This is a genomic window from Rhizobium sp. RM (assembly GCF_013390595.1).
GTDB lineage: Bacteria > Pseudomonadota > Alphaproteobacteria > Rhizobiales > Rhizobiaceae > Agrobacterium.
Window position 1 is genome coordinate 1 of record NZ_JACAWV010000012.1, and the last position, 25136, is coordinate 25136.

Here is a 25136-nt window from a genome sequence, read left to right on the forward strand (position 1 = left end):
GTAATTCCATTTGGAGAACGATTATCGGCGGTTCCAATTTCGGCGTTGTGGCATTAGCGCCTGGGAATTCTCTCTAGGCTCCAGACGCGCGAGCGGTCCTGGAAGTCCGGCGGAAAAATGGGACTTAAGTTCGATTCCCTTCAAGAGCATAAATTGTCCTTGGGACGTCGGCATGCGTGACTAACAAACCCGGATAGCCACCGGCCCCGAGCTTGATCCGATAGTACGTATCTGGAGGCGGTTCTGCTCCGGCATTTTCAGCTACAGCGTCATTTTGGCTGTGCTTTTTGCGAATACTAGACGCCTCGTCTTTATTGAACGGGATCGAGGCTTGCAAAATATGACACTCTCCTCCTTGCAACCAATCATATATCATGCATGATGCGCGGCTCAGTTTTGGAGGAACCAACCACACGGCGTGCCTAGCGTGCACGCGTCGGGCGGCGTGATGGTTGCGGCTATGGGAGTGAAAATGACAAGTACAAGTATGGATCAGATCGACTGCGAGGAGCACGGCGCCAGCACTGCAACATCGCGCCGAAGCACATTGTCCGGATTTTTGGGGACAGCGCTGGAATATTACGACTTCGTGATCTACGGGCTGGCTGCTGCAACGGTCTTCAACACGTTGTTTTTTCCAGCAACAAATCCAACCCTTGGACTACTGGCGAGCTTCGCCACCTATGCTGTAGGCTTCGCCGTGCGACCTGTCGGGGGACTGCTCCTTGGGGCGATGGGCGATCGTCTGGGCCGAAAGTATATCCTGGTCGTCACCATCGTTCTTATGGGGGTTTCTACCTTTGCAATCGGTTTGCTCCCAACCTACGCCCAAATCGGTGTCTGGGCGCCCATCCTCTTGCTTGCTTTGCGAATGCTGCAGGGGTTTGGAGCAGGGGCCGAGCTAGCAAGTGCCTCAACGTTGCTTGTGGAAAGCGCGCCGGCGGATAAACGAGGGTTTATCGGTTCGATCCTTTGCATCGGGACAAATACCGGTACTCTTATCGCCTCAGCTGTATGGCTTCTTGTGACCCTCCTGCCGAATGAGCAATTGTTGAGCTGGGGGTGGCGTCTGCCATTTCTTGCCAGCTTCCTTGTGGCGATGTGGGGCCTTTGGATGAGGCGCGGTGTAGAGGAAAGTCCGACATTTGTGGAGGTTTCTGCCAAGCAGGAACGAAAGACAATCCGTGAGATTTATCGCGGTGTCTTTGGTAGCGGAAGAAAGGCTTTCGCGACATGCTTCGGGCTTCGGCTCGGCGAGGGTGGTACATCCGTCGTTTATCAGGTGTTCCTCGTCGGATACATCGGCACCTTGTCCAACAGTAGCAAATCGATCGGCACAATGGCGCTTATTGTCGCGTCAGTATTTGCTTATCTAAGCATTCCCGTGGTCGGGAAGCTAATCGACATTTACGGACGCAAGCCGGTATACATCGCCTTGTCTGGTTTCCAGACACTCTTTGCCATTCCCGGCGTCTACATGATCAACACCGGAAGTACACCGCTTATTATGATCGCCTTCGTTCTCGCGTTCGGCACGTGTGTTCTTGGTATGTACGCGATCGAATCTGCATGGATGGCAGAGATGTTCGGCTCTCGCCATCGTCTGGCAGGGATTACCGCATCGAAGGAAATTGGTGGCCTGCTGGGCGCGGGTATCGCACCGTTCATATGTGCGGCTCTCGTTTCCTATTTCAGCTCGTGGTGGCCAATCGCTTTCTACATCATGCTCCTTGCCGCGATTTCTCTGATATCGGCTTGCTTGGCGCCGGAGACGAGAACACGCGATCTTATCGACGAACGCGACGCCTTGTAATTGGCGTCTGCCATCCACTGGAGTTTTGCACCCGGTCCTTGATCCGATCGGGTGCGACTGCGTTATTTAACGTCGGCTCCCCGCAGTCGTTTACCGGACGTTGCGCGGCAGCCTTTGAAAAAGCCGGTACACGCGAACAACCCGTGGCATCGGAAAATCCGTTTTATTTCTCAGTCAACGTGGACCAACGAAGTGTCGCAACTGATCAGGTCGTGCTGTGAGGCGACTGGACTTTTTGGTCGGCATGCCAGCGCGTATGGAAGTTACTTTTGGGAAGGCGCTTCAAAACTAGCGCAGCTCACATCATATATGATGCATGATGCTTGACGCATGATATTCCCTCAGCTATCTTCATATGGCTGATGGTGGAGGCCACAGCGGAGGACTGCCAGTAGATCTTGGCCCGCCGGATGCCGGCGCCTTCTAACTTTAAAATTGTGGGATTTGTTCATGCAGAACACCGAACTTGGGGCGGAGCAGATTGCCTTGCTCGAGGAGAGGGCGAAGTTCGTCCGTCTGGAGACCATCAGGCTCATCAGTATTGCGAAAGTCGGACACTACTCGTCCGTTTTTTCCTGTGCTGAGATTTTCTCTTCCCTCTACTATGATGTGATGAACATCCGACGCGGCGAGCCGAAGTGGGAGGAGCGTGACCGCTTCCTTATGGGCAAAGGCCATGCGGCAGTTGGGCTGTTTCCGATACTCGCCGATCTCGATTACTTTCCGAAGGAATGGCTCGACGACTACACACGTCTTGGTAGCCCTCTCGGCGATCATCCTGATATGCGCAAGGTACCAGGCGTTGACTTCAGCTCTGGCTCGATCGGCCACGCGCTTTCAAACGGCGTGGGCATGGCGCACGGCGCACGTATCCAGAAGCAGCATTTTGACGTTTTCGTCCTTCTCGGGGACGGAGAAATGCAGGAGGGCCAAGTTTGGGAAGCCGCGCTGAACGCATCAAGCCACGGTGTTTCCAACGTTATCGCGATCGTCGACCGCAATGGTTACCAGTTGGATGGCAAGGTCGATGACGTGATCGCGATTGAACCACTGGATGAGAAATGGCGTTCGTTTGGTTGGGAAGTTCATGTCGTCGATGGTCACGATATCGTCGAACTGACCCAGAAACTTCGGGAGGTGAAGGCAGACCGAAGCCGGACGAAACCGTGCTGCATCATAGCAAAGACGCTTAAAGGCAAAGGTATCGACTATATGGAAACCGAGCCCGGCTGGCATCTCGGCTGGCTTGCCCCAGACGATGAAGAACGTGCACGCCAGACAATTCTTGACGGAGTCCTATCATGAATGCCCCACAAAACCCGCAGTCCTGGCAGTACCGTGATCTGAACAAAAAGGCGCCATCACTGTCCGTGCTCTCGGACGCGCTGATCGAACTGGTCGAGGCTGGTCATCCCATTGCCGCAGGCACCGCAGATCTCCAGCACTCAAACGGTCTTGTTGCCTTTGCAGAGCGCTACCCCGACCGTTTCGTCCAGTTCGGCATCTCGGAGCAGAATATGGTCTCCGCGGCGGCCGGCATGGCCACAACCGGTCTGATCCCATATGTCGCGACCTTCGCTTCGTTCATTGGCCTGCTTGCGTGCGAGCAAATCCGCATGGACGTTGCGTATTGCGCTCAGCCGGTGAGACTCATCGGTCATCATACGGGCATATCAATGGGTTTCTACGGTACGTCGCATCATGCCACGGAGGACATCTCCACCATGCGTGCGATCGCAGACCTGACTGTCATTTCTCCGTCTGATGGCCAACAGTACAAGCAATTGCTATTGGAATCAGCTGTCTACAAGGAACCCATCTATTTCCGTACCCATCGTGGCCACGATCCGGTGATCTACGACGACACGGAGAAGTTCCGCATCGGCAACGCGAAGGTCCATGCCATCGGAAAAGATCTCACGATCATTGCCTGCGGCATGCCAGTCCATGGTGCAAAAGCGGCCATGCAGGCGCTCAATGCAAAGGGCCACTCGGTCGGCCTGATCGATATGCATACGATCAAGCCACTGGATGCCGATGCGGTTCTGGAAGCGGCGAAGGCTTCCCGGACCATACTGACTATTGAGGAGCACAACATTCTCGGCGGATTGGGCTCTGCAGTTGCCGAAGTGATGGCTGAAAACCCCGGCACTGCACGGCTTGTGCGGCACGGGATCATGGATGAATACAGCCTGATCGCACCGCCAACGCACCTTTACCGGCACTACAAACTCGATGCAGCTGGTATCGAGGAAGTAGCATCTCGCTTCGTCTGATCACGAAAAATCCAAGATTAATAACGGCAACAAAAAAGGCGGCTTCGAAAGAAACCGCCTTTTTATTTGATTATTGGGAGCGATTAGCTCCCAATGCCCCCCAGGCAGATATATTTGAGTTCCATATAATCCTCGATGCCGTATTTCGAGCCCTCGCGGCCGGTACCAGACTGTTTTATGCCACCAAATGGTGCAACCTCGGTGGAAACCAGTCCTGTATTGACCCCGACGATACCGTATTCGAGCGCCTCTGCGACCTTGATGACGCGAGACAGATCACGGGCATAGAAATAGGCGGCCAATCCGAAAATCGTGTCATTGGCCATTTCTATGACCTCTTCAACGCTGCTGAAGCGAAAGACCGGGGCGAGCGGCCCGAAGGTTTCTTCACGTGCAACCGCCATGTCCTGACTGACATCACGCAACACCGTCGGCCGGAAGAAACGTCCACCACGATCATCTTTTTGACCGCCAACGACAAGCGTCGCCCCTTTCGACAGGGCATCCGCGACGTGCTCTTCGACTTTTTCTACCGCAGCGTTGTCGATCAACGGTCCGATTTTCGTTTCTGCAGCCAGCCCATCGCCAATCTTGAGATTGGTCACGGCATTCGCCAGTTTCTCGACAAAAGCTTCGTAGATGCTGTCATGGGCGTAAATGCGGTTGGTGCAAACGCACGTCTGACCTGCGTTGCGAAACTTTGAGAGGATTGCACCTTCGACCGCTGCATCAATGTCCGCATCTTCGAAGACGATGAAGGGTGCGTTTCCACCAAGCTCGAGACTGAGCTTTTTGATCTGGTCCGAAGCCTGGCGCATCAGGATACGGCCAACTTCCGTTGATCCGGTAAAACTTAGTTTTCTGACTTTCTCATTCTCGCAAAATTCGGCGCCGATCGATGAACTGGAGGCTGACGTTAGGACGGAAAACACGCCAGCGGGAACACCCGCGCGCTCTGCCAAGACCGCCAGCGCAAGTGCTGAAAGCGGTGTCTGTTTCGCGGGTTTCGAAATGAATGTGCAGCCGGCAGCAAGTGCCGGTGCTGCCTTTCTGGCGATCATGGCGATCGGGAAATTCCAGGGGGTTATGGAGCCCACAACACCAACAGGCTGCTTGATGACCATGATGCGTTTGTCTTCGGCATGACCCGGTATCATGTCACCGTAGGTGCGTTTGGCTTCCTCAGCGAACCACTCGACATATGCCGCACCGTACGCAACTTCGCCTCGCGACTCCGAGAGCGGCTTGCCCATTTCCGTGGTGAGGATGATGGCCAGATCCTCCTTATTTTCCATCATCAGCTCGAACCACTTGCGCAAGATCTTGGAGCGCGCGCCTGCCGTAAGCGACGCCCATTTTTTCTGGGCAATGTGGGCGCAGTCAATGGCACGCGCGGCTTCCGGCCGCCCCATGTCTGGTACGAGCGCTATTGTCTGACCGGTAGCGGGATTGTCGACAGCCAATGTAGCGCCACTGTCGGCGGTTGCCCATTGACCGGCAATGAAGGCTTTGTCTGTAAGCAGGCTCGCATCATTGAGCCGGGATCGAAGATCGTTTGTCATTATATGCTTTACCTCTTTTATGCGAATTCGAGCATGACCTTGATGGCCTGCTGCCTGTCTCGGGCGAAGGCAAACGCATCATCGGCGCGCTCAAATGGAAATGTTCGCGAAATAATCGGCCGAACGTCGATCGTGCGGTCCGAGATTAGCTGGACAGCCAGATCGAATTCGCTGTCGAACCGGAACGTACCCCGAAACGTGATTTCCTTGGTGATCATTGGGTTGAATGCGGCCTTGATCTCGTCCGGTAGCAAACCCACCTGAACAATCGTTCCACTTGGCTTGGTGACACCAATGGCCAACCGCATTGCGGCGGGACTGCCAGAACACTCGAAGACCACGTCGAATTGTCCCCGATCGCGGAATTCTTCCTCCATGACATCTGCCGCGGAGACGTTCCAGGCCGCTTCCGCGCCCAACTTTTTTGCAAGTTCGAGAGGCATGTCGGCGATATCGGTAGCCGAAATCGCGTCGGCACCAGCGTGTCTGGCTGCAAGAAACGTGAGCGCCCCAATTGGTCCAAAGCCCGTGACGAGCACACGCTTTCCTCGTAAATCCGGCGCCTGGGAGACGGCGTGAAGGCACACAGCCAGCGGTTCAGCGCAGGCCGCCTCCTCGAGTCCAGCCATTTCGCCGACCGGGACTGCTTGGGTCGCCCGCACCACAACATACTCACGAAAACCACCATCAATATGGGGGGTCCGCATGGCGCTGCCCATAAAACGCATGTCCGAGCAATGTCTGGACATACCCTTTACGCAGAAAGAACAAGTACCGCACGCAAGCGATGGATTGACCGCAACCGCCGTGCCGACAGCGATACTGGAGACACCGGCCCCAAGGCGCTCGACGATGCCTGAGAGTTCATGTCCTGGCACCATCGGAGATTTGATGCGCACGGTTCCGAAGCCGCCGTGGTGGTAATAGTGCATGTCGGAGCCGCAGATGCCGCCTCGGTGAATTCGAACAAGCACGTCACCTTCACCCGGCATCGGTATCGGGCGATCTTCAATCATAAGATTGTGTGGTGCGTGTAATACAACTGCCTTCATTGTTCCTCCCGTGGACTTTAGCGTTGACGGAAATCAAATATCATGCATGATACGTGATGACAATGCGAGGGAGGCGCAAATGGAGATTAACGGGAGAACGCAAGTTCTCGTGCACATAGCGTATCCGTCGGCGCATTTGCGAACGCCACAGCTCTTCAATGCGCGTTGCGCCGAGCGCAGGCTGGATGCAGTACTGGTGCCCTGGCAAGTCCATCCCGACAATCTTGCGGGTGTGATGAACGCGCTGCGTGTCAGCGAGAGCGTACCCGGCGCAATCATAACGATTCCCCATAAGGAAACGGTGGCTGCCTTGTGCGACAGGCTCGAAGGTCCAGCAGCATTGCTCGGCGTTGCAAATGTCGTCCGCAAGGAGGATGACGGGGCGCTGGTTGGGCGCATTCTTGACGGTGAAGGCTTTACCGGCGGGCTGAGCCGCACCGGGCGCAATCCCGCAGGAAAACGGGCGCTCCTGATAGGGGCGGGAGGCGTTTCAGTCGCTATAGCCGATGCGCTCCTGGCATCAGGCATTCGCGAGCTGGTTATCAGCAACCGCACTGAGTCTCGTGCCAATGCGCTGGTGGAACGGTTAACACCGCTCTATCCCGCCATTCCCATCAGTGTCGGGAAAGCAGATGGCACGGGCTTTGACCTGGTAGTCAACGGAACGGCACTTGGCATGCACGATAACGATCCGCTGCCCATAGATCCAGCTACGCTGGAGCGCGGGACTATAGTCGCCGAGGTCATCATGTCCCCCCCGGTCACGAGACTTTTGCAGGAAGCGCGGTTGCGTGGTGCGACGGTCCACGAAGGCGTTCATATGCTGACGGGCCAGATAGATCCTTTCATTGATTTCGTCGTCCGAAACGCTTCGGGCGAGCATTTTTCGAATATCCGGAGAGAAAAAGCATGATCATTTTTGGGGCTCCCCGCCGCTACATTCAGGGGCCAGGCGTTCTTGCAGCCATTGGTAAAGAACTTGCGGGTTTCGGCACTTCCGCGATCCTGCTTGCCGACGACAACGTCAACAAGATCGTGGGCAAAGCCATTACCGACAGCGCGAAGCAGGCCGGGGTCACAGTCACAGATCTTCGTTTTGGCGGTGAAATCACCTATGCCGAAATCGAACGGCTCGTGGGTGAGGCATCAGGTGCGAAATTCGATGTGGTGATCGCAGCCGGTGGCGGAAAGACCATCGATACAGGAAAACTGGTATCGAAAGCTCTGAAAGCAGCGTTTGTTTCGGTGCCAACAGTTGCCTCGAACGATTCTCCCACCAGTCATATCGCCGTAGTCTACGACCGCGATCACAAGCTGGTCGGCGTCGAGCAAAATCGTTCTAATCCTGATCTGGTGCTGGTCGATACAGCAATCATCGCAAAGGCACCCCTCAAACTCCTGTCCGCTGGCGTGGGTGATGCACTCGTCAAGCGCTTCGAAGTCGAGCAATGTGTTGGTGCGAAGGGTAACAACGTATTCGGTGCTGGCTCGCCGCGTTCTGCCCTTGCGCTTGCTCACGCCTGTTACGATACGGTGCGAGACCATACTGTGGCCGCCTACCAGTCTCTTGAGCGTGGTGAACCGGATGAACATCTGGAAGCACTGGTCGAGGCCTGCGTTCTAATGAGCGGCCTGGCATTTGAAAGCGGTGGGCTTTCGGTCTCGCATGGCATGACTAGAGGTCTTTCTGCGGTGCCCGGAGTAGCCAACGCCCTTCACGGTCATCAGGTTGCCTATGGGCTCCTCGTCCAGCTCGTGCTTGAAGGGCGTGACGACGAATTCATGGCGGACATGTACAATTTTTACCGGGACGCCAGATTGCCACTGAAGCTAGCTGATCTCGGCCTTGACGATCGATCGAATTCGGTTGTGGACACCATCGCGACCGTGTCGGCCGAGGCCGCGCACATGAAGAAGTTTGCAAAGCCGATTTCAGCCGAAGACATTGCCCGCGCCATCACAGTCATCGAGGCCGCCTGATCATGATCACAGGAACCGAACTTTTCTCGTTGAAGGGCAGGGTTGCGCTCGTGACTGGTGCCGGGCGTGGCATCGGGTATTCGTTCGCCAAAGGACTTGCTTCGGCCGGCGCGCATGTCGTTATCAACGACATCAATGCCGATAACGCCAATGCCGCAGTTGAAAGTCTGAGGGCCTCAGGTTGGAGTGCCGAAGCAGTTACCTTTGATGTGACTGACACACCAGCTGTTGCCGCAGCCGTCGATGGTATTGCAGAGCGCAATGGCAGGCTCGACATCCTGATGAACAATGCCGGTATTCTTATTCGAAAGCCGGTCGAGAGCCATGACATGGATGACTGGAACAAGGTCATCGCCATCAATCTCAGCTCGCTCTATGGCGTTGCTCGGGAGTGTATCCGCCACATGCGCAAGCAGAAATATGGCCGTATCATCAATACTGCTTCCGTTATGGCCATAAGCTCGCGGCCGGGCGTTATCTCCTATGTTGCTGCCAAACATGGGGTGGTCGGCATTACACGCGGATTGTCGGCAGAGCTCGGGTCCTGCGGTATCACCGTCAATGCGATCGGTCCTGGCTATATCCTGACGGATATGAACAAGAAGGTATTGGGAACCGGGACATTCGAGCAGCAGGTCATCGACCGCACGCCACTGGGACGTTGGGCCGAGCCAGATGAACTCATGGGGTCGGCGATTTTCCTGGCGTCCGAAGCGGCCAGTTTCGTGACCGGTCATGTCTTGATGGTGGATGGTGGCATGACAGCCAACGCATTCCTGACAGAAAGTGCAGATCTGGGCGCGGCAAGCTGATGACGACAATTACACAAATCGAGGCAAGGTCTGTCTGTATTCCGCTGCAGAAACCGGTTCAGCTTGGACCGATAACCATTGTACAACGGGACTATGTCGTTGTGCGGCTAGTGCTTTCGGATGGATCGGAAGGTTACGCATATGGTTACGATCGCGGCCTGCCACTGTTCGACCTGGTTGCAAGAGCCGCCAGACTTTATCCTGGCGAAAAAGCTGCCGACCGAAACCGGCTCCGCAAGCTTGCACTGGGGCCGACCCCCGCACCACGTGCAGCCATGATCCGGGGGATGAGCCTGTGCGATGTTGCCTTGTGGGACGCATGGTGCGTCTCCATCGGCCAGCCGCTTTCCAATGTGTTGGGCGCAGTCCGTGACAGGGTCGCTGTGATGCCGGTGATTGGTTACGGCATGACACCACAACGGGCCGCAAAAGAAGGCGCCAATCTCGCAGCTCGCGGGTTCAGGACCATCAAGTGCATGATTGATGGCCATGACTTTGAGGCTGACAAGGCAGTGATGGAAGCTCTGGCCGGTTCGTTGCCGGCAGGAGTTAAATTCGGGATTGACGCGCATTGGTCGTGGACAAGTATTGATCAGGCGCTTGCATGGTGCCGGCTCGCGGAAAAGCTTGGTGGTGCTTTTGTGGAAGATCCGTTCGCGCCGACACAAGTCCATGCCATCGCATCTCTGTCAGTACGTCTCGATATTCCATTGGCGGTTGGTGAGGATGTCATTGATCTGGCCGGGTTCCGTGATCTCTCCGCTGCAGGTGGTATTGTTCGGGTGGATGCTTCGGTGAGTGGTGGAATCACCGGCGCGGTCGAAGCGATTGCAGTTGCCCGCGCCTTTGACAGACCTGTTATTCCGCATGTTTTTGCGGGTCTCCACGCGCAACTGGCACTGGCGTTCGATACGGTCCGCTGTGTCGAAATGATCATGCCGGAAGTTGGTGCCGATCCTATCGATCAGTTCTTCCTGTCTCCCCCGATCGTGGAGAACGGAGAGATCGTTGCCACTGGGCGGCCAGGCGCAGGACTGGCCCTCGACTGGGACCGTCTGGCTCCCTACACAAACCGTCAGGATATTTTCTCAAAATGACAGATCAGCAATACCTCGAGAAGTGGGGACAATCCAGCCTTGACCATACTGGATGGATTACCCCTGATATCGATCGCTCCGTAACTTTTTGGACCAACGTCATGGGCTTTGAAGCAAAGCCGGTCGGCGAGCGGCGGGAGCCTTGGATCTCACGCTTTATGGGGGTTCCGGGTGCTAAGGTGAAGCTGGTGCATCTCTACGGTCATGGCGGCCATATCGAGTTCATTGAGTTCGAAGAGCAGGACACGCCGTCTATTCCTCGCGGGAGCCAGCCTGGCGCGGCTCACATTTGCTTGAGAATCAAAAATGTCGAGGCGCTTCGCGACGATATTCTCCGTCATGGCGGATCCGAGCAAGGCCAACTGGCCGAAATAACCGAAGGCATCGCGGCCGGCTTACGCGGGCTTTACATGCGTGATCCACATGGCGTGCTTATCGAGTTGGTCGAGCTACCCAGATCATAAAGAAGTATGTTAGATCATATATGATTTGTTCAGTTGCCAGAAAGGAAACCGCATTGGCCCAGAAACCTCTTTCGCGGGAGAACCTATCGACACAGCTTTATGGCAACTTGCGCACGGCCCTTATGGATGGCCAGTACGCTCCTGGCCAACGCCTGACAATATCGGGTGTTGCGGAGGAGTACGGGACGAGCATCACTCCAGTGCGAGAGGCTATTTTCCGCCTCGTTAGCGAACGCGCACTGGAAATGCGTGCTGCGACGTCCGTTCAGGTACCTGACCTATCTCCACAAAGCCTGCGTGAGGTGCAGCGCATCCGCATGGAGCTTGAAGGCGTTGCTGCGGGGCGCGCGGCCGAGCTGGCGACAAAGGCGGACATAAAGGCACTCAAGTCGATCAACGCTGAGTTCATCAAGGCGGCTGCCACAAGTCCTGAGCGCGCAAGCGTTCTGAACCGCGATTTTCATTTCGCTATCTTGCGTATGGCACAGTTGCCGATCCTGGAAAGCATCTGTGAAAACATGTGGGTTCTTATGGGACCCTTCCTTCGCACGTTCCACGACCGTATGCCGGTGAGGCAGCTTTCGGGCGACAATCACAAGCATTATGACCTGATTGCAGCGCTGGAAGCTGGGGACGTAGAGGCAAGTCGCGCCGCCATGCAGGAGGATATCCTGTGGGGTGAGGAGATGGTGCGTACCCTCGAAGCAGAGCGCAAAACCGCCGTCTGATTAATCCTGAATTTCTGAATTTTGTGGCCGTCGATGACCTCATCGGCGGACGCTTTTTCACGTCTGGAGAACCCTATGAAACTTCTTTACGCAGTTCCTTCGCCCTATTCCCGTAAGGTGAGGGTGGTAGCACACGAGCTTGGTGTGCCGCTTGAGCTCGTTCCCGTCAACGCGATGTCAGACGACCGCGCCCTTGGTGCGATCAATCCCCTGAACCGTGTGCCGGCACTGCTGGCGAACGATGGTACCGCCTTCTTTGATAGTCCTTTGATCAGTGAATATCTTGATGTCACCTATGGTCCGAAGCTCTTTCCGCTTGAGAGCAGCGCGCGTTGGCGGGCGCTGTTGCAGCAGGCACTTGGTGACGGGATCATGGATGCTGCTGTCCCACAACGCCATGAAACCCTTCGCCCGACAGAGCAGCAGTCCCCTGAGCGGATCAGGCTTTACAGGCGCTCCATAGATCAGGCGTTGGCGCGTCTTGAGGATGAGGTAGCAGAACTTTCCCGTTTTCATGTCGGTACGATCTCGATCGCCTGTGCGCTCTCTTATCTGGATTTCCGATTTTCAGCCGATGCTTGGCGCGATCGTCATCCCGCACTTGGCCGGTGGTTGGAAGAGGTTTCGCAAAGACCGTCCATGCAGGCCACTTTGTTTGAATAAGACGCAGCCGTGGGCCGGTGGCGGGCTTGACGCCGAAAGAATATGATGCATGATATATGACTGAGGCCAAGAGGATCGAGTGTCGCTGGAGGAGCAATGCGTCGCTCACGACCACTGGTCGCGATCGTATTAACCGTGCCGGGGAGGCACGACACGTCCATCGGGAGGAAATATATGTTGAAATTGACACGTCGAGCCGTCTCAGCGGGTGTAGCCGTCAGCCTTGCAGTGTCCTGTGCGTTGCCAGCATTTGCGCAATCGCCAACGTTGCTACGCATGAATATGGTTGTCTCCAATCAGGACAAAACCTTTCCACTCTGGCAGGATTTTGCAAAGGAGCTGGAGGCTGCCTCCAACGGAACCTTGAAGGTCGAGATTTTCCCATCAGAATCTCTGGGAAAGACGGTCGACGTGATCGATGCAGTTTCCCGCGGAGCTCCGATTCTGCAGGATTCAGATCCGAGCCACCTGTCCAATTACGTGCCCGATTTCTCCACCTTCATGGCACCTTATCTGGTGAAAAAGCCTGAAGACATCGAGAAGCTCTGGACGTCAGATACTGTGAAGGCCATGGAGACCAAGCTTGCCGAAAAAGGCTTGAGGGTTGTGACACTCGTCTACTTTGGCACTCGCCATCTGCTCTCCAACCGGGTGATCAAAACCCGGTCCGATACGGCGGGCATGAAGATCCGAAACGCTCCGACGAAAATGTGGAATGAGGTCTCCAAGGTTCTCGGTGGCAATCCGACGAACACAGCTTGGTCGGAAGCCTACAGTGCACTCGAGCAGGGTGTTGCTGATGGAGTGGAGGCGCCGCTGTCGTTGCTCTACTCCTCCAAGCTTTACGAGACACGTCCAGACATCTCGTTGACCGGCCACCTTGTTGCAACCACGTCGATCCTGATGAGCCAGAAAGTCTATGACGCTTTGCCGGACGACGCAAAGAAGGCCGTTGATACGGTCGGGCGAGCGGAACCTGCCAAACGAATTCCAAAAATTCAGGCTCTGGAGACGGAATTCCGCAAAACCCTTGAGGACAAGGGCATCAAGTTCAACGATGTCGACAAAGCTTCATTCCTCGAGGCGGCAGCCCAAGTCCCGGCCAGTTTCCCCGAATGGACTCCCGGTGTCTACGAAAAGATGGCTGAGACCATCAAGTAGGACCGCAGCTTCTAAGTGCAGCAGACCCGGTGTCTGGCATTGCCAGGCACCGTCACTCTACATCGGGGTCGATAATCATGAATACCATAAACAGGATAATGGGAGCCTTCGCCAGGCTTGAAGCTTACGTATCGATGGCAGCATTTGCGGTCATGGTATCTGTGATTTCCATCAATGTGATCATCCGTTTTACCACCGGCAACTCCCTCGTGTTCACAGAGGAAGTCGCCTACCTCGCCTTTGGCTATTCGGTATTTTTCGGACTGTCTTTCCTGTTTAGAACCCGCGCCATGATCGCAGTGGATCTTGTCGTCGACATGCTGGGCGATCGCAGCAGATTTGTAGCGAACATCATCAGCTATGTGATTATGGTCGTCATTTGCGGGTACTTTTTCTACCTCAGTGCGGGTTTGGCGCTAACAGGCTGGGTACGGCGCACCGCCTTCTTGGATATTCCCTACTTCTGGGTCAATCTTGCGCCAGCCGTCTCGTTCGCTCTCATGACCTTCTACAGCCTCGTTTTCCTCGGAATGCTTCTCAAGGGAGAAGAGCTACCTTCCGTCGACCTCGAAGAACAAATGTAGGACAAGGGCCATTCCCGCAACTTCTTTCAGTTTTTTGCTCTCGCAAGGGAGCCTATGGGGGCTCAAATGAGCTTTACGTCGTATCTGCCGCTTTTTCTGCTATTCGGTTTATTCATTCTCCGTGTTCCCGTTGCGCTTTCACTCATCGGTGCTGCGGCGTTCTATTTCGTTTTCGTCAACAGTCTGATGCCGACCGATACGATGGTCACGAACCTCATGGCGAATACGGAAGCCTTTTCCTATCTGGCCATCCCGTTGTTCACCTGTGCCGGTGTGATCTTCAACTATTCGGGAATTACCGAGAAGATCCTGAAACTCTCAAATGTGCTCGTCGGCCATTACACCGGCGGCATGGCGCAGGTGAACGTGCTCGTCAACATGCTGCTCGGCGGTCCCTCCGGTTCGGCCAATGCGGATGCAGCCATGACCACGAAGATGATCGTGCCGGAAATGACGCGCCTTGGCTACGACAAGGGTTTTTCGACCGTCGTTACTGCAGCGTCGTCGTGCATCGCGCCAATCATTCCGCCCGGTATTATCTTGATCCTCTACGCACTTGTCGCAGACGTATCGATCACGCGGATCTTCTTTGCTGGCTATCTTCCCGGATTGCTGATCTATGTCGCAATCGCGATCACAGTTGCAATCATCTCGAAAAAACGTGCCTACAAGCCGAGCCGCGACAGTCGTGCGTCCTGGCGAGAGATTGGTATCCAGGCACTCGATTCAAGCTGGGCACTTTTCCTTCCGATCGTCATCCTCGGTGGTCTGCGCTACGGTTTGTTTACACCGACTGAAGCAGGCGCAGTCTGTGTGATCTATGCTATCCTTGTCGGAGCCTTCGTCTATCGTCGTCTGCGCTGGGCCGATGCTGCAAAAATTCTGATGGAATCCGCTCTGGCAACTGCTGGCGTTATGTTCCTTATCTGTGCTGCCACAGTGTTTTCTGCCTATCTGACTTGGGAGGGCATCCCGGGAATGGTGGCAACTGCGTTGACCAGCAGCATTTCCGATCCTCTTTTGATGTTGCTTGTAATCAATCTCATCCTGCTGCTTGTAGGGGCCTTTTTTGAAGGCGGATCTGCGATGATTTTGATGGCGCCGCTATTCGTACCGGTCATTCTGGGGATGGGGATTGATCCCGTTCACTTCGGGATCATCATGTCGATCAACCTGACGATCGCAGGTTTCACTCCACCGGTCGGGACGATGATGTTCATCACGATATCGATCGCCAAGGTCAAAATCGGCCACTACATTCGCGAGAGTTGGCCTTTTCTGTTCGCCTTGTTGGTCGTTCTCTTTCTCGTCACCTACATCCCTTGGATTTCCCTCGTCGTACCTCAGATGTTCCTTTGATCCATGGTGCTTTGAGGCAAGTCGTTGGTCGCAGGTTGGGTCGATTATCTCTAATCTTGATCGACCGCTGCGGTCCTTTTCGAAAACCGGACGCTTTTTAGGGTGATGCCCCGATTTCAACGAAAGCGCATTCCTTTCGCGGGTCCGTTTCACAGTTCTTGCGGAGTATTCATGAGCAAACGCGCGGCATCCTCACTGGCCTTGGAAAGCTCTCAGTCAAATGTACCTGCATTGCGCCGATCTGTTGATATTCTTGATATGGTTGCCGGTGCGGAAGGTGCGCTAAGTGCTGCTGACATTGCCCGCCTGCTTTCATTGCCCAAAAGTACCACCCACGGGCTTTTGAAGGTCCTGGTCGAACTTGAGCTGCTTCGCAAGCTCGAAACTGGACGGTTCATTGTTGGCGCCCATCCGACGCGCTGGACCAAGAGTTTCGACACAGAATTTGATATCGTCTCGAAGTTCTACGCGCTGGTCTCTGAACGATCCGATTTTCGAGTCTGTACGATTACGTTGACTGTTCTTGATGGCAATGATGCCGTTTCCATTGGCTCCAGCAATGCGGACCGCTCAATGGGCCTCACTTTTCCGGTAGGAACAAGATTACCGGCATGTTTTTCGGCATCTGGCAAAGTTCTTTTGTCGGAACTGTCAGAGATCGAGTTACACAGCATGCTTCCAAACGGGTTGCCCGCACCTACGACATTGCTCAGTACCAGAACGATGGAGCAACTGGTAAAAGAACTGGCTGAAACGCGCGAGCGTGGATTCTGCTTTGAGCAGGGGCAGGTGAGGGAGAGCGTGAGTTCCATTGCAGCGCCGGTCCGTGATCCCCACGGAAGGACGGTGGCTGCAGTGTGTGCGAGCACGTTCTCGTGCGAGATCGGACCCCAGAACATAGATCGGATTAGAGAGATGGTTGTCGAATTCGCGAACCGACTAACCGGATAATCTTGCGGTGACCGTACCTGACCCAGGGCAAACGACAGGGATGTCGGACATATTCCAAGACAGGATGCTCAGTACTGCTGGCCCTCGGCTTCAGTCACCAATGTATCGCACAGACAGCACATTACAGGAATGCCATCAGATGGACCCCGATTGGATGCGCAGAAAACGTCTTGAAAACATGGCTTATAGATTCTCGCGCAAGGAGATCTTCATTGGGATGGAAAAGATAACTGGTGACCGCTTGCGCTCTCCGACGATAGAGGCTTCCATATTCTGAACCGCGGCTTCGGCCACGCGCTCAAACTCATGACTGAGGGCAACGTCTATCAATTCCTCAATCAGGTGACCGGGAGTTTGATCGGATATCTCGGCACTTACAACCCGAACATTTCGATCTGGGCATTCTGCTAGTGCTTTGACAACGCCGTCGATACCCCCGCCACTCATGAAGATTCCGCTCAGATCTTTGTTCTCGGCCAGAAGCTGACGTGTCGCGAGGGAAGCGGTCTCGTCGTCTTCGTTCGTTTGCCTTGTCGGGAGGCGTGTAAGTTCGCACGTTGCTTCCTGAAGATAATTGAGGAAGCCTGCTTCATACTCTTTCTGGCACAGATACTGTTCAGAGCCAATCAGGACTGCGATCGTGCTGTTTGGTGGGCAAAGGCGAGACATGAACCATCCGGCTGTTCGCCCAAGTTTCCATCCGTTGGTTCCAATAAAGCCTGTACGGTTTGACGCGGAAACATCTGAAAGCAGTGCCCAAAATGGGACGCCCCGTGCGGCAAGCTCGTTGATTGCCTGATTGACGCGCGGATGTTCAATGCAAACACCGGCGATGCAATCGCATTCATCCGCAAGGCCGAGTAGGGCATCAGCGATCGAGCGTGGCGACATATCATCGACATGACGAATAATGGCGCGCCCCTTGATTGTGGTCGAGGCGTGGGTTGCGTCAACCAATGCTTTTGCAAAGCTTCCATAAAGGTGCCGCTCACGCTTGTTGAGCACGAAACCCAGCGTTCTTGCCGGAGCATCTTCGGAAATTCGCTGGCGAAGGCTCGGAACGCCCTTGAAACCTATCTTCTGCGCGACGGATAGAACATGTTCGGCGGTGGCGCGTTGAACCGGGCCTCGCTTGTTCATGATGCGATCAACTGTCGAAACACTGACGCCTGCAGCTTTGGCAAGATCGATGATCGTAACCCGGTTTTTCATGGCTTGATATCTGTTACACCGTTGAATGACTGACGGACCGGTTTTCAATGAGATATGGCAACGGGAGTCAAGCTGCCATATCTTTGAGCGACTTCGCTGCGCGTTCAGTTCGCAAAAAGGTTAGGTCGGGCGTTCAATTGCTTGCGCATCTTTGCGACGTCGCCTGAGCTTACCGGTGTTGCGGTATTACCCCAACTGTTACGGATGTATGTGAGCGTTTCGGCAATCTGGCGATCATCCATTTTCCACTCAAACGAAGGCATGCCGGCACCCGTTGGTTTGTCATGGGTCGCGACGGCGCGGGCACCAACCAACATTGCTCGAATAAGGTTGGTAGCATCATCTGCCATGACAGCGTTGCTCTTGGCGAAGGCCGGGATCATCGACGGAATGCCTTCGCCCTGAAAGCCGTGGCAGGCCGAACAATTGACCTCGTAACGCAGCGCCGAAGCTACCATGCCCGGCTCGTCGGCGGGGATCGGCGCTGGAACGGTCGTCTTGCCTCCCTCGATCGATTTCAGGTAAATCGCGACCGCATGAAGGTCGGGATCGGTAAGGTATTGTGTCGAGTTCTCAACCGCTTCCGCCATCGGACCGGTGGCGATCGAAAGGTGGTTCGAACCGGTCTTCAGATATTCGACGATAGCCTCGTTGGACACGTCGCCAAGCCCGGTATGCGGGTTGCCTGTGATGTCGGGCGCAAACCATTCACCCAGATTTCCGCCTTCCAGGTAATTGCTTGCCATTTCAGCGCCGAGTGCGTTGCGCGGGCTGTGGCATGCTGCGCAGTGTCCGCCGCCTTCAACGATATATTTGCCGCGGTTCCACACGTCCGATTGCGCCGGGTTAGGGACGAAGCCGTTATTGTCGAAGAACAGCATGTTCCAGCCGGCCATGGCGAGACGGATATTGTACGGGAAATTCATCCCTGCATTCTCGTCCACCGCATGTGCCGCCGGCTCGACGTTGGACATGTAGGCCCACAGGTCATGCATGTCCTGGTCGGTCAGCTTGGCATAGGCGGTATAGGTCATCGCCGGATAAAGGAAACCCTTCGAACCCTGACCATGGCGCACGGCATCGAAAAAGTCCCGCTCCGTCATCGCGCCAATGCCCGTATCGCGATCCGGCGTGATGTTGGAGGACAAGAGCGTGCCGAAAGGCGTCTTGAACTCATAACCGCCAGCAAATGGTGATTTGCCGTGCTCGGTATGGCATGCCATGCAGTCGCCGGTTCGCATCACGTATTCGCCGCGCATGATGGCGTCCGGGTCGGTCGATTTGAAGTCCGCCAAGGCCACTTTGTCATCCGCCACTGAGGAGCGTCCAGTATTGAGACTGTCATAGACCCAAAACCCCACACCTGCAGCCGCGACCGCGCCGATGGCGGCAAAGCCGCCGAGTATCTTTTTCCAGTTTGGCATGGATCAGCCCTCCACCAATGCGCCGGGACTGCGGACATAGTTTTCACGGATGGCGCGAGCGGCGCGAAGTGCAAGCGCGCCGACAGTGCCGGTCGGGTTGTAGCCGCCATTGTTCGGGAAGGCAGAGGCGCCGACGACGAAGACGTTATGGCAATCCCAGCTTTGCAGATAAGGGTTGACTGCCGACGTGTTCGGGTCGGCCCCCATCACGGCACCACCGATCGTGTGGTTGGAAGCAACAATTGCGGTGGTGAACGGTTTGGCTGCGAAGTTGAAAGGCTCGACATGCGACGCGCCCATCTGTTTACCGATCTCGACGGCGCGATCCATAGTGAATTTCGCCATGGCACGGTCGTTTCGGGCATAGTCGTAGGTCAGTCGCAGAAGTGGTACACCGTACCGGTCCTTGTAAGTCGGGTCGAGGTCGAGATAGCCGTGCTTGGTGGGCATCGACGTGCCCTGGTTAAACAGCACGCCGTAATTCTGGTAATATTTCGAATAGGCCTTCTTGAAGCCGGAGCCCCAGCGCGGCGTACCCGGCGGCAGGTTATTGGCCTTGGCGATCGGCGCGCCATCGCGCGACAGCGTCAGGATGCCCGCGCCCCCGATGAAGTCCAGATCGGAATGGTCGAAATTGTCGCCGTTATAATCGTCGATCTGCGAGCCGAGGCCGCCGGTCCCGATGAACGGATTGATCTTGTCGCCCTCGAACCACAGGTCTGCGCCTGAAACAGTCTGGAACGAGAAGTTTCGGCCGATCGTCCCTTCCGAGGTGATCGGGTCGTAGGGTTTGCCGATCTGCGAGTTCAAGAGCAGGCGGACATTGTCCATCTGAAACGCCGTCAGGCAGACGATGTCAGCCGGTTGCTCGATCTCATTGCCGGCCTCGTCGATATAGGTAACGCCCGTCGCGGTCTTGCCGTCGGCAGCCTTGTTGACGCGTGTGACGTATCCCTTGGTGATGACGGTGAAGTTGGGCTGGCGCATCAGTGCCGGAAACACACAGGCCTGCGGGCTCGATTTCGAATAGTTGCCGCAGCCATAATAGAGACAGAAACCGCAATAGGTGCATGGCCCCATGCTAACACCAAGCGGGTTCACATAGGCCTGCGAAACGTTGGCGCAGGGAATGGTGAACGGGTTAAGCCCCATCTCCGTCGTTGCCTTGTTGAAGATCTCCATCATCCGTAGGGTCTTAAGCTTCGGGGTCGGATATTCGCGCGAGCGTGGACCCTCGAAAACGTTGCCTTCCCTAGAGATTTCGCCCTTCAGGTTACCGGCTTTGCCAGCGATACCGGAAATCCGCTCCCAGCGGTCATAATCCTGTTCCAGGTCATCATATGTGATGCCCCAGTCCTGCAACTGCAGCTCGCCGTCTTCGGCGCGGGCCATGCCGTAACGCTCGATCGTGCGTTTGCGCACCTCGAAATCCCAAGGCGTGAAGCGCCAGGCCATGCCGGCCCAGTGGAAGCCTTGGCCACCCGTTCCGCCGCCCAGTTCGAAAATGCCGAAATCACGCTGCGGTACCGCTGTCTGGTTCAGGTTATTGCGCATCGTCACTGTGTTGTCGCGCGGCGGCGCCAGCAACTCCTTTCGCGAACTCCAGCGAAGTTCGTCGGGATCGACAGCCGGCGGGGTGTGGGTAGATGTGTCGAGCCAGGGACCGCGATCGATTGCGACCACGTTCATCCCGGCGCGGGAAAGTTCTTCGGCGATGAGCGAGCCAGCCCAGCCGAGACCGACGACAACGGCGTCGGCCTTTGGACGTTTTGTAACCATGTATATTGCCTTGGTGTAAATTCGTGCGGAGAGGGCGTGTCAGTCCTTGGGAATTAGGCTGACTGGGACGAGGTTGAGTTCCTGTCCGGTGCGATCGGTGTAGGCGCGGTAATCGTAGCGCGCGCCCGGAAACCCGATCATCTTCCAGCCGGCCATGTCTTTGTTGCCGCCATAGAGCGGATCGGCGAAGTAACCTTCGCGGACATTCATCAGCATCAGCTCGAAGAAGGCCTTGGTATTGACGTCCTTGCCGAGGTCGATCTCGCCTATTTCCATCCCGGAAAGGATCTCGTCCTGGCGATTAGGTTGCAGGTCGGCGAAGGATGCGCCGTCCGTCTTGCGGGCATAGGTCTCGAGAGCCTTTAGACCGGTACGGTAACGCTCCCGCGGAGTGGCGATGAACTGCGCCTTCTGCAGCATTTGCTCTTCGTGCGGCTGCGCTGGACCCTCTCGATAGACCGACGCTCCTTCCCCAAACGCGCCGGAAAGCTGGGCGTCGAGGAAGTCAAGACAGCCTGCTTCCGAGGCAGAGGGGCCTAGATCGTCGCCTGGAATGAACCGATCAAAGACCGCCTTCAGGGTCTTCACCTCACGGTCATCGGTAAGGAATGCGCGGGCACCCCCACGCTTTATCGTCTTTGGCAAGAAATTTGGGTCAAGTGCCATATCCTGCGGATATCCGTGCAGGACCTCAGCGTTTGCTTTTTTTGCTGCCACCGGTGCCGCAATAAGGGCTCCGAGCGAAAACAGTGCTTCTCTTCGTTTCATCGGATACTTTCGATCGAACACGCGCCATCGGCCGCGGAATGACCGAAGACATGCTCGTTTGATTGGTGGAAAAGGACGTTTAGGAGGCCGGCCGAAACCAGTGCTCAACCCCGCGAATGGGGTGCTATTAAAAACGTGTGTTCGGCGGATGCGTGCCGAAAAGACAGATTGAACCAATGGATCGATATAAGGGGCGTTGGCTGGTCTGAATGTTCCAAAACATCTCTACCTCATGCCTCCCTCCGACCTCCCTATCGCCGTGCATCTGACGCGACAAGACGCCGCAATGCGAATTCAATGACGAACCGCAAAACTCTTTCAATTTGAATGAGAGATTGAGGCATCGATCGCGCGGGCTGGGCCCTCAGAATGGATTCAGCAATTTTCGATAGTGTGGAGTTGAACCGGCGTCATGAGCGAGGCTGGGGGATCTTCCTTGCGTCCAAAGAAAGCTGCGAGTGCCTCAATCGCAGTGCGAACCTCGAAAACCGGTCCTTGGTCGATGACCACGTCGATCAGGCCCTTTCGAAGCAATTGTCGTCTGTCGTCCGTCAATTCGTGAGTTATGAAGACGATTTCTCCGGCTCGGCCCAGGGATTCAACGGCATTAACGACGGATGACGCTCCCGCTGACGCGTTGTAGATGCCGCGAATGGCGCAGTTGCGTTTCAAAGCGCTGAAAACGAGATCCCCCGCCCGTTCAGCGCGCTCAAGACTTTCGAGCACGTCAGTTATACGGCAATCAGGATAGCGTTCGTTCAAGACGGCACGGAATCCGGCTTCACGCTCTTCATGTCCCATCATGCTTAGCATGCCGGAAACCACAAGGACATCTCCACCGCCCTTGCCCAGAAGGCGCCCCATCATATCCCCGGCAATTCTGCCGGCCTTGACGTTGTCGGGACCGACGTAGGCAAAACGCTCCGAGCCTGCGATGTCTGTGACAAGCGTGATCACCGGCTTGCCCAACCTGCCAAATTCTCGCAATGCCGCGGCAATACTTTCATCTGCCGCACTGACAATTACCAATCCATCGCATGTCTTCAGCAGGCTCCTGATCAGGCTAGCTGTTGCACCCGGCTTCGCCGGCTCGATGTGATAGATCCGGAATTGAAAATTGAACTGTGGAAAATCCCGCATTGCTGCCTCAAAATTAGTCTGGACAGCGGCGTGAAAAGGGTTTTCGGGGCGCTGTAGCAACACCGCAATCCTGAGCGTTCGGGCCGCCCTCTGATTGAGAGCACGATCAATCTTGAGCTTGCGAGCCCATTCGACAACGCGTCTTTCCTTCGCTTCCGTGACGCCGCCGCGATTATTGAGAACCCGGTCAACGGTCGAAAGCGAAACGTTTGCAGCTCCGGCTATGTCCTTGGCCGTGATCTTTCCCATGCTTAGAACCTCCATTTGAAGAAATCTCTTCAAAAATAGAATACCGCGTCAAGAGCCTAAAGCTATCATCTTCTCCAACCGAACGTCATGGAGGGCGCTTCGGGGCAGGGAGGCTAAATACATGATCGAGCTCGCCGTTTTTGGCGCGGGCCGCATTGGGCAGGTGCACGCCCTGAATGCGGCCGCCCACCCTTCAGTGCGCCTGAAATACATCGTTGACCCCGTAGCTAGCGAGCATCGCGACCATCTGGCAATCCAAACCCATGCCGTGCTCTGCGAGCCGGAAGTGGTCTTCGCCGATCCCGACGTCACAGGCGTCATCATAGCAAGTTCCACTGATACCCATGCGAAACTTCTTTTGCGGGCGGCCCGAGCAGGCAAAGCCGTATTCTGTGAGAAGCCGGTCAGCCTTGATTTTTCAACCGTCGTGGACGTCACAAGCAAGGTTGAAAAATCCGGTATAGCCTGCCTCCTGGGATTCCAACGCCGATATGATCCGGATTTTCGTCTGATCCGAGAGAGAATTGTGAGCGGGCAGGCTGGCCGATTGGAGCATATCGTCATGCACACGCGCGATCCGTCACCGCCGCCACGCGTTTATGTCGAGCGGTCGGGCGGAATGTTCAGAGACCAGGCAATTCATGATTTCGACATGGCCAGATATCTCCTTGGAGAGGAAATTGCCATCGTCTACGCCGCTGGAAACAGCTTAATAGATCCGGAGATCAAAGCCGCAGGTGACATAGACACGGCAATGATCACACTGACCTCGGTTTCGGGCCGCTTCGTCCAGATGATCAATTGCCGGCGAGCGCCCTTTGGCTACGATCAGAGGCTCGAGGCCCTTTGTTCCAACGAGGTGCTCTACGTCGAAAACCGGCCGCAACGAGGCGTCATGATCGCCGATGCAAACGGTTTTCATTCCTCGACACCCATGAGCTATTTCATTGAACGGTTTGCCGACGCCTATCGCGCAGAAATGCACGCCTTTGTCGACATGATCGACAATGGCTCCAAACCCCTTGCTGGGATCCGTGATGGGCTGGAGGCGCAGCGCCTTGCCGAGGCGGCCATCGTTTCGATGAAAACTGGCTCACCCGTCCGCATCAGTCACGACTGGCACCCTTGAGAAAGTAGGCATTACTATGAATATCACCAATCTTCTGCCCGAAGGTGTCAGGATTGCCGTCAGCCCGTTATCATGGGTGAACGATGTGCTTGAAGATCTCGGACGCGACATACCGCTAGAGACCTGTCTCAACGATGCGGCGGCAATCGGCTATAAAGGTGTCGAGTTGGGTCGAAAGTTTCCCCGAGAGGTGGCAGTGCTTCGCCCGCTCTTGCAGAGCCACGACCTGGAACTCGCCTCCGGCTGGTACTCGGGGGAGCTTGCGGAACGTGGCGTTGATGCTGAGATGGCCGCGGTGGCCGCTCACGCAGCCCTCCTGCGCGATATGGGCAGTAAGGTTCTAGTCTACGGCGAGGTAGCGATGATGACGCCAGGCGCCCCCCTTGATTCACCGATGTCCGAACGCCTCATCATGCCAACGGCAGATCTTGCCGCCTATGCTTCCAGATTGACGGAATTCGCAAAGCGCCTTCGCGGAGCGTACGGTCTGAAACTCGCCTATCATCATCACCTGATGATGGTCGCAGAGACCTTCGACGAGATTTCCTCGCTCTTCGACAGGGCGGGGCGGGAGGTAGGGCTTCTGCTTGATACCGGACATGCCGCCGGTGGTGGGTTCGAGTACGCGAGGCTGATTGACCGTTTCGGCGATCGTATCAACCACATCCATCTGAAGGATATGCGTGAGCCCGTAATGGCAGACGTCCGTGGCAACGATCTCAGCTTTAATGCTGGTGTGCGCGCCGGCATGTTCACTGTTCCTGGTGACGGCAATGTCGATTTCGGCCCCGTCGTGCGCTTTGTTCGCAATGATTATCAGGGCTGGCTTGTTATCGAGGCTGAACAGGATCCGGCCAACGCACCGCCGCGGCCAGCAGTGACCCGAGCCTTCCTTCACATGCACGACCTTTTCGCAGCTTGACCCGATTGGAA

23 protein-coding genes and 1 pseudogene are annotated in these 25136 nt (G+C 55.7%); 16 read left to right on the forward strand and 8 right to left on the reverse strand.

Features of this window, described 5'->3' with window-relative positions; genetic code table 11:
• The first annotated feature begins 448 nt into the window (after positions 1-448).
• The 3 genes from HWX89_RS13325 to HWX89_RS13335 all read left to right on the forward strand — a co-directional run bounded on the left by HWX89_RS13325 (position 449) and on the right by HWX89_RS13335 (position 4089).
• Positions 449-1813 carry an MFS transporter gene (locus HWX89_RS13325; RefSeq protein WP_210271394.1) on the forward strand — a complete coding sequence of 455 codons (1365 nt, stop codon included), beginning with the start codon at positions 449-451 and terminating at the stop codon, positions 1811-1813.
• Between the two features lie 450 nt (positions 1814-2263).
• Complete coding sequence (locus HWX89_RS13330) at positions 2264-3118, forward strand: transketolase (protein WP_138794057.1); 855 nt, start codon at positions 2264-2266, stop codon at positions 3116-3118.
• The gene (locus HWX89_RS13335) at positions 3115-4089 is read left to right on the forward strand and encodes a transketolase family protein (protein WP_138794056.1); all 975 of its coding nucleotides are present in this window, start codon (positions 3115-3117) and stop codon (positions 4087-4089) included. Before HWX89_RS13330 ends, HWX89_RS13335 begins: the two co-directional genes overlap by 4 nt.
• Positions 4090-4172: 83 nt before the next feature.
• Here the strand turns inward: HWX89_RS13335 and HWX89_RS13340 are convergent, their stop codons facing one another.
• Positions 4173-5651, reverse strand: a complete 1479-nt coding sequence (locus tag HWX89_RS13340; RefSeq protein WP_138794055.1) for an NAD-dependent succinate-semialdehyde dehydrogenase — start codon at positions 5649-5651, stop codon at positions 4173-4175.
• 17 nt (positions 5652-5668) lie between these two features.
• Positions 5669-6703, reverse strand: coding sequence for an L-idonate 5-dehydrogenase (locus HWX89_RS13345; RefSeq protein ID WP_138794054.1), 1035 nt, complete (start codon positions 6701-6703; stop codon positions 5669-5671).
• Between the two features lie 79 nt (positions 6704-6782).
• On the opposite strand from HWX89_RS13345, the gene HWX89_RS13350 reads away from it, so the two are divergent.
• The 11 genes from HWX89_RS13350 to HWX89_RS13400 all read left to right on the forward strand — a co-directional run bounded on the left by HWX89_RS13350 (position 6783) and on the right by HWX89_RS13400 (position 16502).
• Entirely contained in the window at positions 6783-7616 is an 834-nt protein-coding gene (locus tag HWX89_RS13350; RefSeq protein ID WP_138794053.1) for a shikimate dehydrogenase family protein, read from the forward strand.
• Positions 7613-8683 (forward strand): glycerol dehydrogenase, encoded by a 1071-nt coding sequence (locus tag HWX89_RS13355; RefSeq protein ID WP_138794052.1) that lies wholly within the window; start codon positions 7613-7615, stop codon positions 8681-8683. The genes HWX89_RS13350 and HWX89_RS13355 overlap by 4 nt, the downstream gene beginning before the upstream one ends.
• Before the next feature lie 2 nt (positions 8684-8685).
• Positions 8686-9495, forward strand: coding sequence for an SDR family NAD(P)-dependent oxidoreductase (locus HWX89_RS13360; RefSeq protein ID WP_138794051.1), 810 nt, complete (start codon positions 8686-8688; stop codon positions 9493-9495).
• The gene (locus HWX89_RS13365; RefSeq protein WP_138794050.1) at positions 9495-10592 is read left to right on the forward strand and encodes a mandelate racemase/muconate lactonizing enzyme family protein; all 1098 of its coding nucleotides are present in this window, start codon (positions 9495-9497) and stop codon (positions 10590-10592) included. Before HWX89_RS13360 ends, HWX89_RS13365 begins: the two co-directional genes overlap by 1 nt.
• Positions 10589-11056 carry a VOC family protein gene (locus HWX89_RS13370; RefSeq protein WP_022557607.1) on the forward strand — a complete coding sequence of 156 codons (468 nt, stop codon included), beginning with the start codon at positions 10589-10591 and terminating at the stop codon, positions 11054-11056. Before HWX89_RS13365 ends, HWX89_RS13370 begins: the two co-directional genes overlap by 4 nt.
• A 53-nt stretch (positions 11057-11109) precedes the next feature.
• Positions 11110-11784: a GntR family transcriptional regulator gene (locus HWX89_RS13375; protein ID WP_246705161.1), complete on the forward strand. Its 675-nt coding sequence runs from the start codon at positions 11110-11112 to the stop codon at positions 11782-11784.
• Between the two features lie 75 nt (positions 11785-11859).
• The gene (locus HWX89_RS13380) at positions 11860-12447 is read left to right on the forward strand and encodes a glutathione S-transferase family protein (protein WP_138794048.1); all 588 of its coding nucleotides are present in this window, start codon (positions 11860-11862) and stop codon (positions 12445-12447) included.
• Between the two features lie 174 nt (positions 12448-12621).
• A complete protein-coding gene (dctP, locus tag HWX89_RS13385; protein WP_178340753.1) occupies positions 12622-13608 on the forward strand; it encodes a TRAP transporter substrate-binding protein DctP in 987 nt (328 codons plus the stop codon).
• Positions 13609-13685: 77 nt separating this feature from the next.
• Entirely contained in the window at positions 13686-14192 is a 507-nt protein-coding gene (locus HWX89_RS13390) for a TRAP transporter small permease (RefSeq protein ID WP_022557611.1), read from the forward strand.
• 66 nt (positions 14193-14258) lie between these two features.
• Positions 14259-15551, forward strand: a complete 1293-nt coding sequence (locus HWX89_RS13395; RefSeq protein WP_121557832.1) for a TRAP transporter large permease — start codon at positions 14259-14261, stop codon at positions 15549-15551.
• Between the two features lie 171 nt (positions 15552-15722).
• Positions 15723-16502 (forward strand): IclR family transcriptional regulator, encoded by a 780-nt coding sequence (locus HWX89_RS13400; RefSeq protein WP_178340754.1) that lies wholly within the window; start codon positions 15723-15725, stop codon positions 16500-16502.
• Between the two features lie 183 nt (positions 16503-16685).
• Here HWX89_RS13400 and HWX89_RS13405 read toward each other — a convergent pair whose 3' ends face one another.
• The 6 genes and pseudogenes from HWX89_RS13405 to HWX89_RS13425 all read right to left on the reverse strand — a co-directional run bounded on the left by HWX89_RS13405 (position 16686) and on the right by HWX89_RS13425 (position 23074).
• A complete protein-coding gene (locus HWX89_RS13405) occupies positions 16686-17507 on the reverse strand; it encodes a substrate-binding domain-containing protein (RefSeq protein WP_353505681.1) in 822 nt (273 codons plus the stop codon).
• Between the two features lie 72 nt (positions 17508-17579).
• Positions 17580-17714 (reverse strand): annotated as a pseudogene (locus HWX89_RS26535) (LacI family DNA-binding transcriptional regulator); the annotation flags it as partial.
• Between the two features lie 104 nt (positions 17715-17818).
• Positions 17819-19138 carry a c-type cytochrome gene (locus HWX89_RS13410; RefSeq protein WP_138794044.1) on the reverse strand — a complete coding sequence of 440 codons (1320 nt, stop codon included), beginning with the start codon at positions 19136-19138 and terminating at the stop codon, positions 17819-17821.
• A 3-nt stretch (positions 19139-19141) separates the two neighbouring features.
• Entirely contained in the window at positions 19142-20917 is a 1776-nt protein-coding gene (locus tag HWX89_RS13415) for a GMC family oxidoreductase (RefSeq protein ID WP_138794043.1), read from the reverse strand.
• A gap of 39 nt (positions 20918-20956) precedes the next feature.
• Complete coding sequence (locus tag HWX89_RS13420) at positions 20957-21685, reverse strand: gluconate 2-dehydrogenase subunit 3 family protein (protein ID WP_138794042.1); 729 nt, start codon at positions 21683-21685, stop codon at positions 20957-20959.
• 375 nt (positions 21686-22060) lie between these two features.
• The gene (locus HWX89_RS13425; protein WP_178340755.1) at positions 22061-23074 is read right to left on the reverse strand and encodes a LacI family DNA-binding transcriptional regulator; all 1014 of its coding nucleotides are present in this window, start codon (positions 23072-23074) and stop codon (positions 22061-22063) included.
• A gap of 121 nt (positions 23075-23195) precedes the next feature.
• Between HWX89_RS13425 and iolG the strand changes: the two genes are divergently transcribed.
• Together iolG and iolE are read left to right on the forward strand one after the other, a co-directional pair.
• Positions 23196-24203, forward strand: a complete 1008-nt coding sequence (gene iolG, locus HWX89_RS13430) for an inositol 2-dehydrogenase (RefSeq protein ID WP_138794040.1) — start codon at positions 23196-23198, stop codon at positions 24201-24203.
• Positions 24204-24219: 16 nt separating this feature from the next.
• Positions 24220-25125, forward strand: coding sequence for a myo-inosose-2 dehydratase (iolE, locus tag HWX89_RS13435; protein WP_178340756.1), 906 nt, complete (start codon positions 24220-24222; stop codon positions 25123-25125).
• Positions 25126-25136 lie beyond the last annotated feature (11 nt).

Bases quoted from the DNA above. Each gene is read 5' to 3' on its own strand.
- HWX89_RS13325 (WP_210271394.1), top strand. From the start codon at position 449: ATGGTTGCGGCTATGGGAGTGAAAATGACAAGTACAAGTATGGATCAG.
- HWX89_RS13330 (WP_138794057.1), top strand. From the start codon at position 2,264: ATGCAGAACACCGAACTTGGGGCGGAGCAGATTGCCTTGCTCGAGGAG.
- HWX89_RS13335 (WP_138794056.1), top strand. From the start codon at position 3,115: ATGAATGCCCCACAAAACCCGCAGTCCTGGCAGTACCGTGATCTGAAC.
- HWX89_RS13340 (WP_138794055.1), bottom strand. From the start codon at position 5,651: ATGACAAACGATCTTCGATCCCGGCTCAATGATGCGAGCCTGCTTACA.
- HWX89_RS13345 (WP_138794054.1), bottom strand. From the start codon at position 6,703: ATGAAGGCAGTTGTATTACACGCACCACACAATCTTATGATTGAAGAT.
- HWX89_RS13350 (WP_138794053.1), top strand. From the start codon at position 6,783: ATGGAGATTAACGGGAGAACGCAAGTTCTCGTGCACATAGCGTATCCG.
- HWX89_RS13355 (WP_138794052.1), top strand. From the start codon at position 7,613: ATGATCATTTTTGGGGCTCCCCGCCGCTACATTCAGGGGCCAGGCGTT.
- HWX89_RS13360 (WP_138794051.1), top strand. From the start codon at position 8,686: ATGATCACAGGAACCGAACTTTTCTCGTTGAAGGGCAGGGTTGCGCTC.
- HWX89_RS13365 (WP_138794050.1), top strand. From the start codon at position 9,495: ATGACGACAATTACACAAATCGAGGCAAGGTCTGTCTGTATTCCGCTG.
- HWX89_RS13370 (WP_022557607.1), top strand. From the start codon at position 10,589: ATGACAGATCAGCAATACCTCGAGAAGTGGGGACAATCCAGCCTTGAC.
- HWX89_RS13380 (WP_138794048.1), top strand. From the start codon at position 11,860: ATGAAACTTCTTTACGCAGTTCCTTCGCCCTATTCCCGTAAGGTGAGG.
- dctP (WP_178340753.1), top strand. From the start codon at position 12,622: ATGTTGAAATTGACACGTCGAGCCGTCTCAGCGGGTGTAGCCGTCAGC.
- HWX89_RS13390 (WP_022557611.1), top strand. From the start codon at position 13,686: ATGAATACCATAAACAGGATAATGGGAGCCTTCGCCAGGCTTGAAGCT.
- HWX89_RS13395 (WP_121557832.1), top strand. From the start codon at position 14,259: ATGAGCTTTACGTCGTATCTGCCGCTTTTTCTGCTATTCGGTTTATTC.
- HWX89_RS13400 (WP_178340754.1), top strand. From the start codon at position 15,723: ATGAGCAAACGCGCGGCATCCTCACTGGCCTTGGAAAGCTCTCAGTCA.
- HWX89_RS13410 (WP_138794044.1), bottom strand. From the start codon at position 19,138: ATGCCAAACTGGAAAAAGATACTCGGCGGCTTTGCCGCCATCGGCGCG.
- HWX89_RS13415 (WP_138794043.1), bottom strand. From the start codon at position 20,917: ATGGTTACAAAACGTCCAAAGGCCGACGCCGTTGTCGTCGGTCTCGGC.
- HWX89_RS13420 (WP_138794042.1), bottom strand. From the start codon at position 21,685: ATGAAACGAAGAGAAGCACTGTTTTCGCTCGGAGCCCTTATTGCGGCA.
- HWX89_RS13425 (WP_178340755.1), bottom strand. From the start codon at position 23,074: ATGGGAAAGATCACGGCCAAGGACATAGCCGGAGCTGCAAACGTTTCG.
- iolG (WP_138794040.1), top strand. From the start codon at position 23,196: ATGATCGAGCTCGCCGTTTTTGGCGCGGGCCGCATTGGGCAGGTGCAC.
- iolE (WP_178340756.1), top strand. From the start codon at position 24,220: ATGAATATCACCAATCTTCTGCCCGAAGGTGTCAGGATTGCCGTCAGC.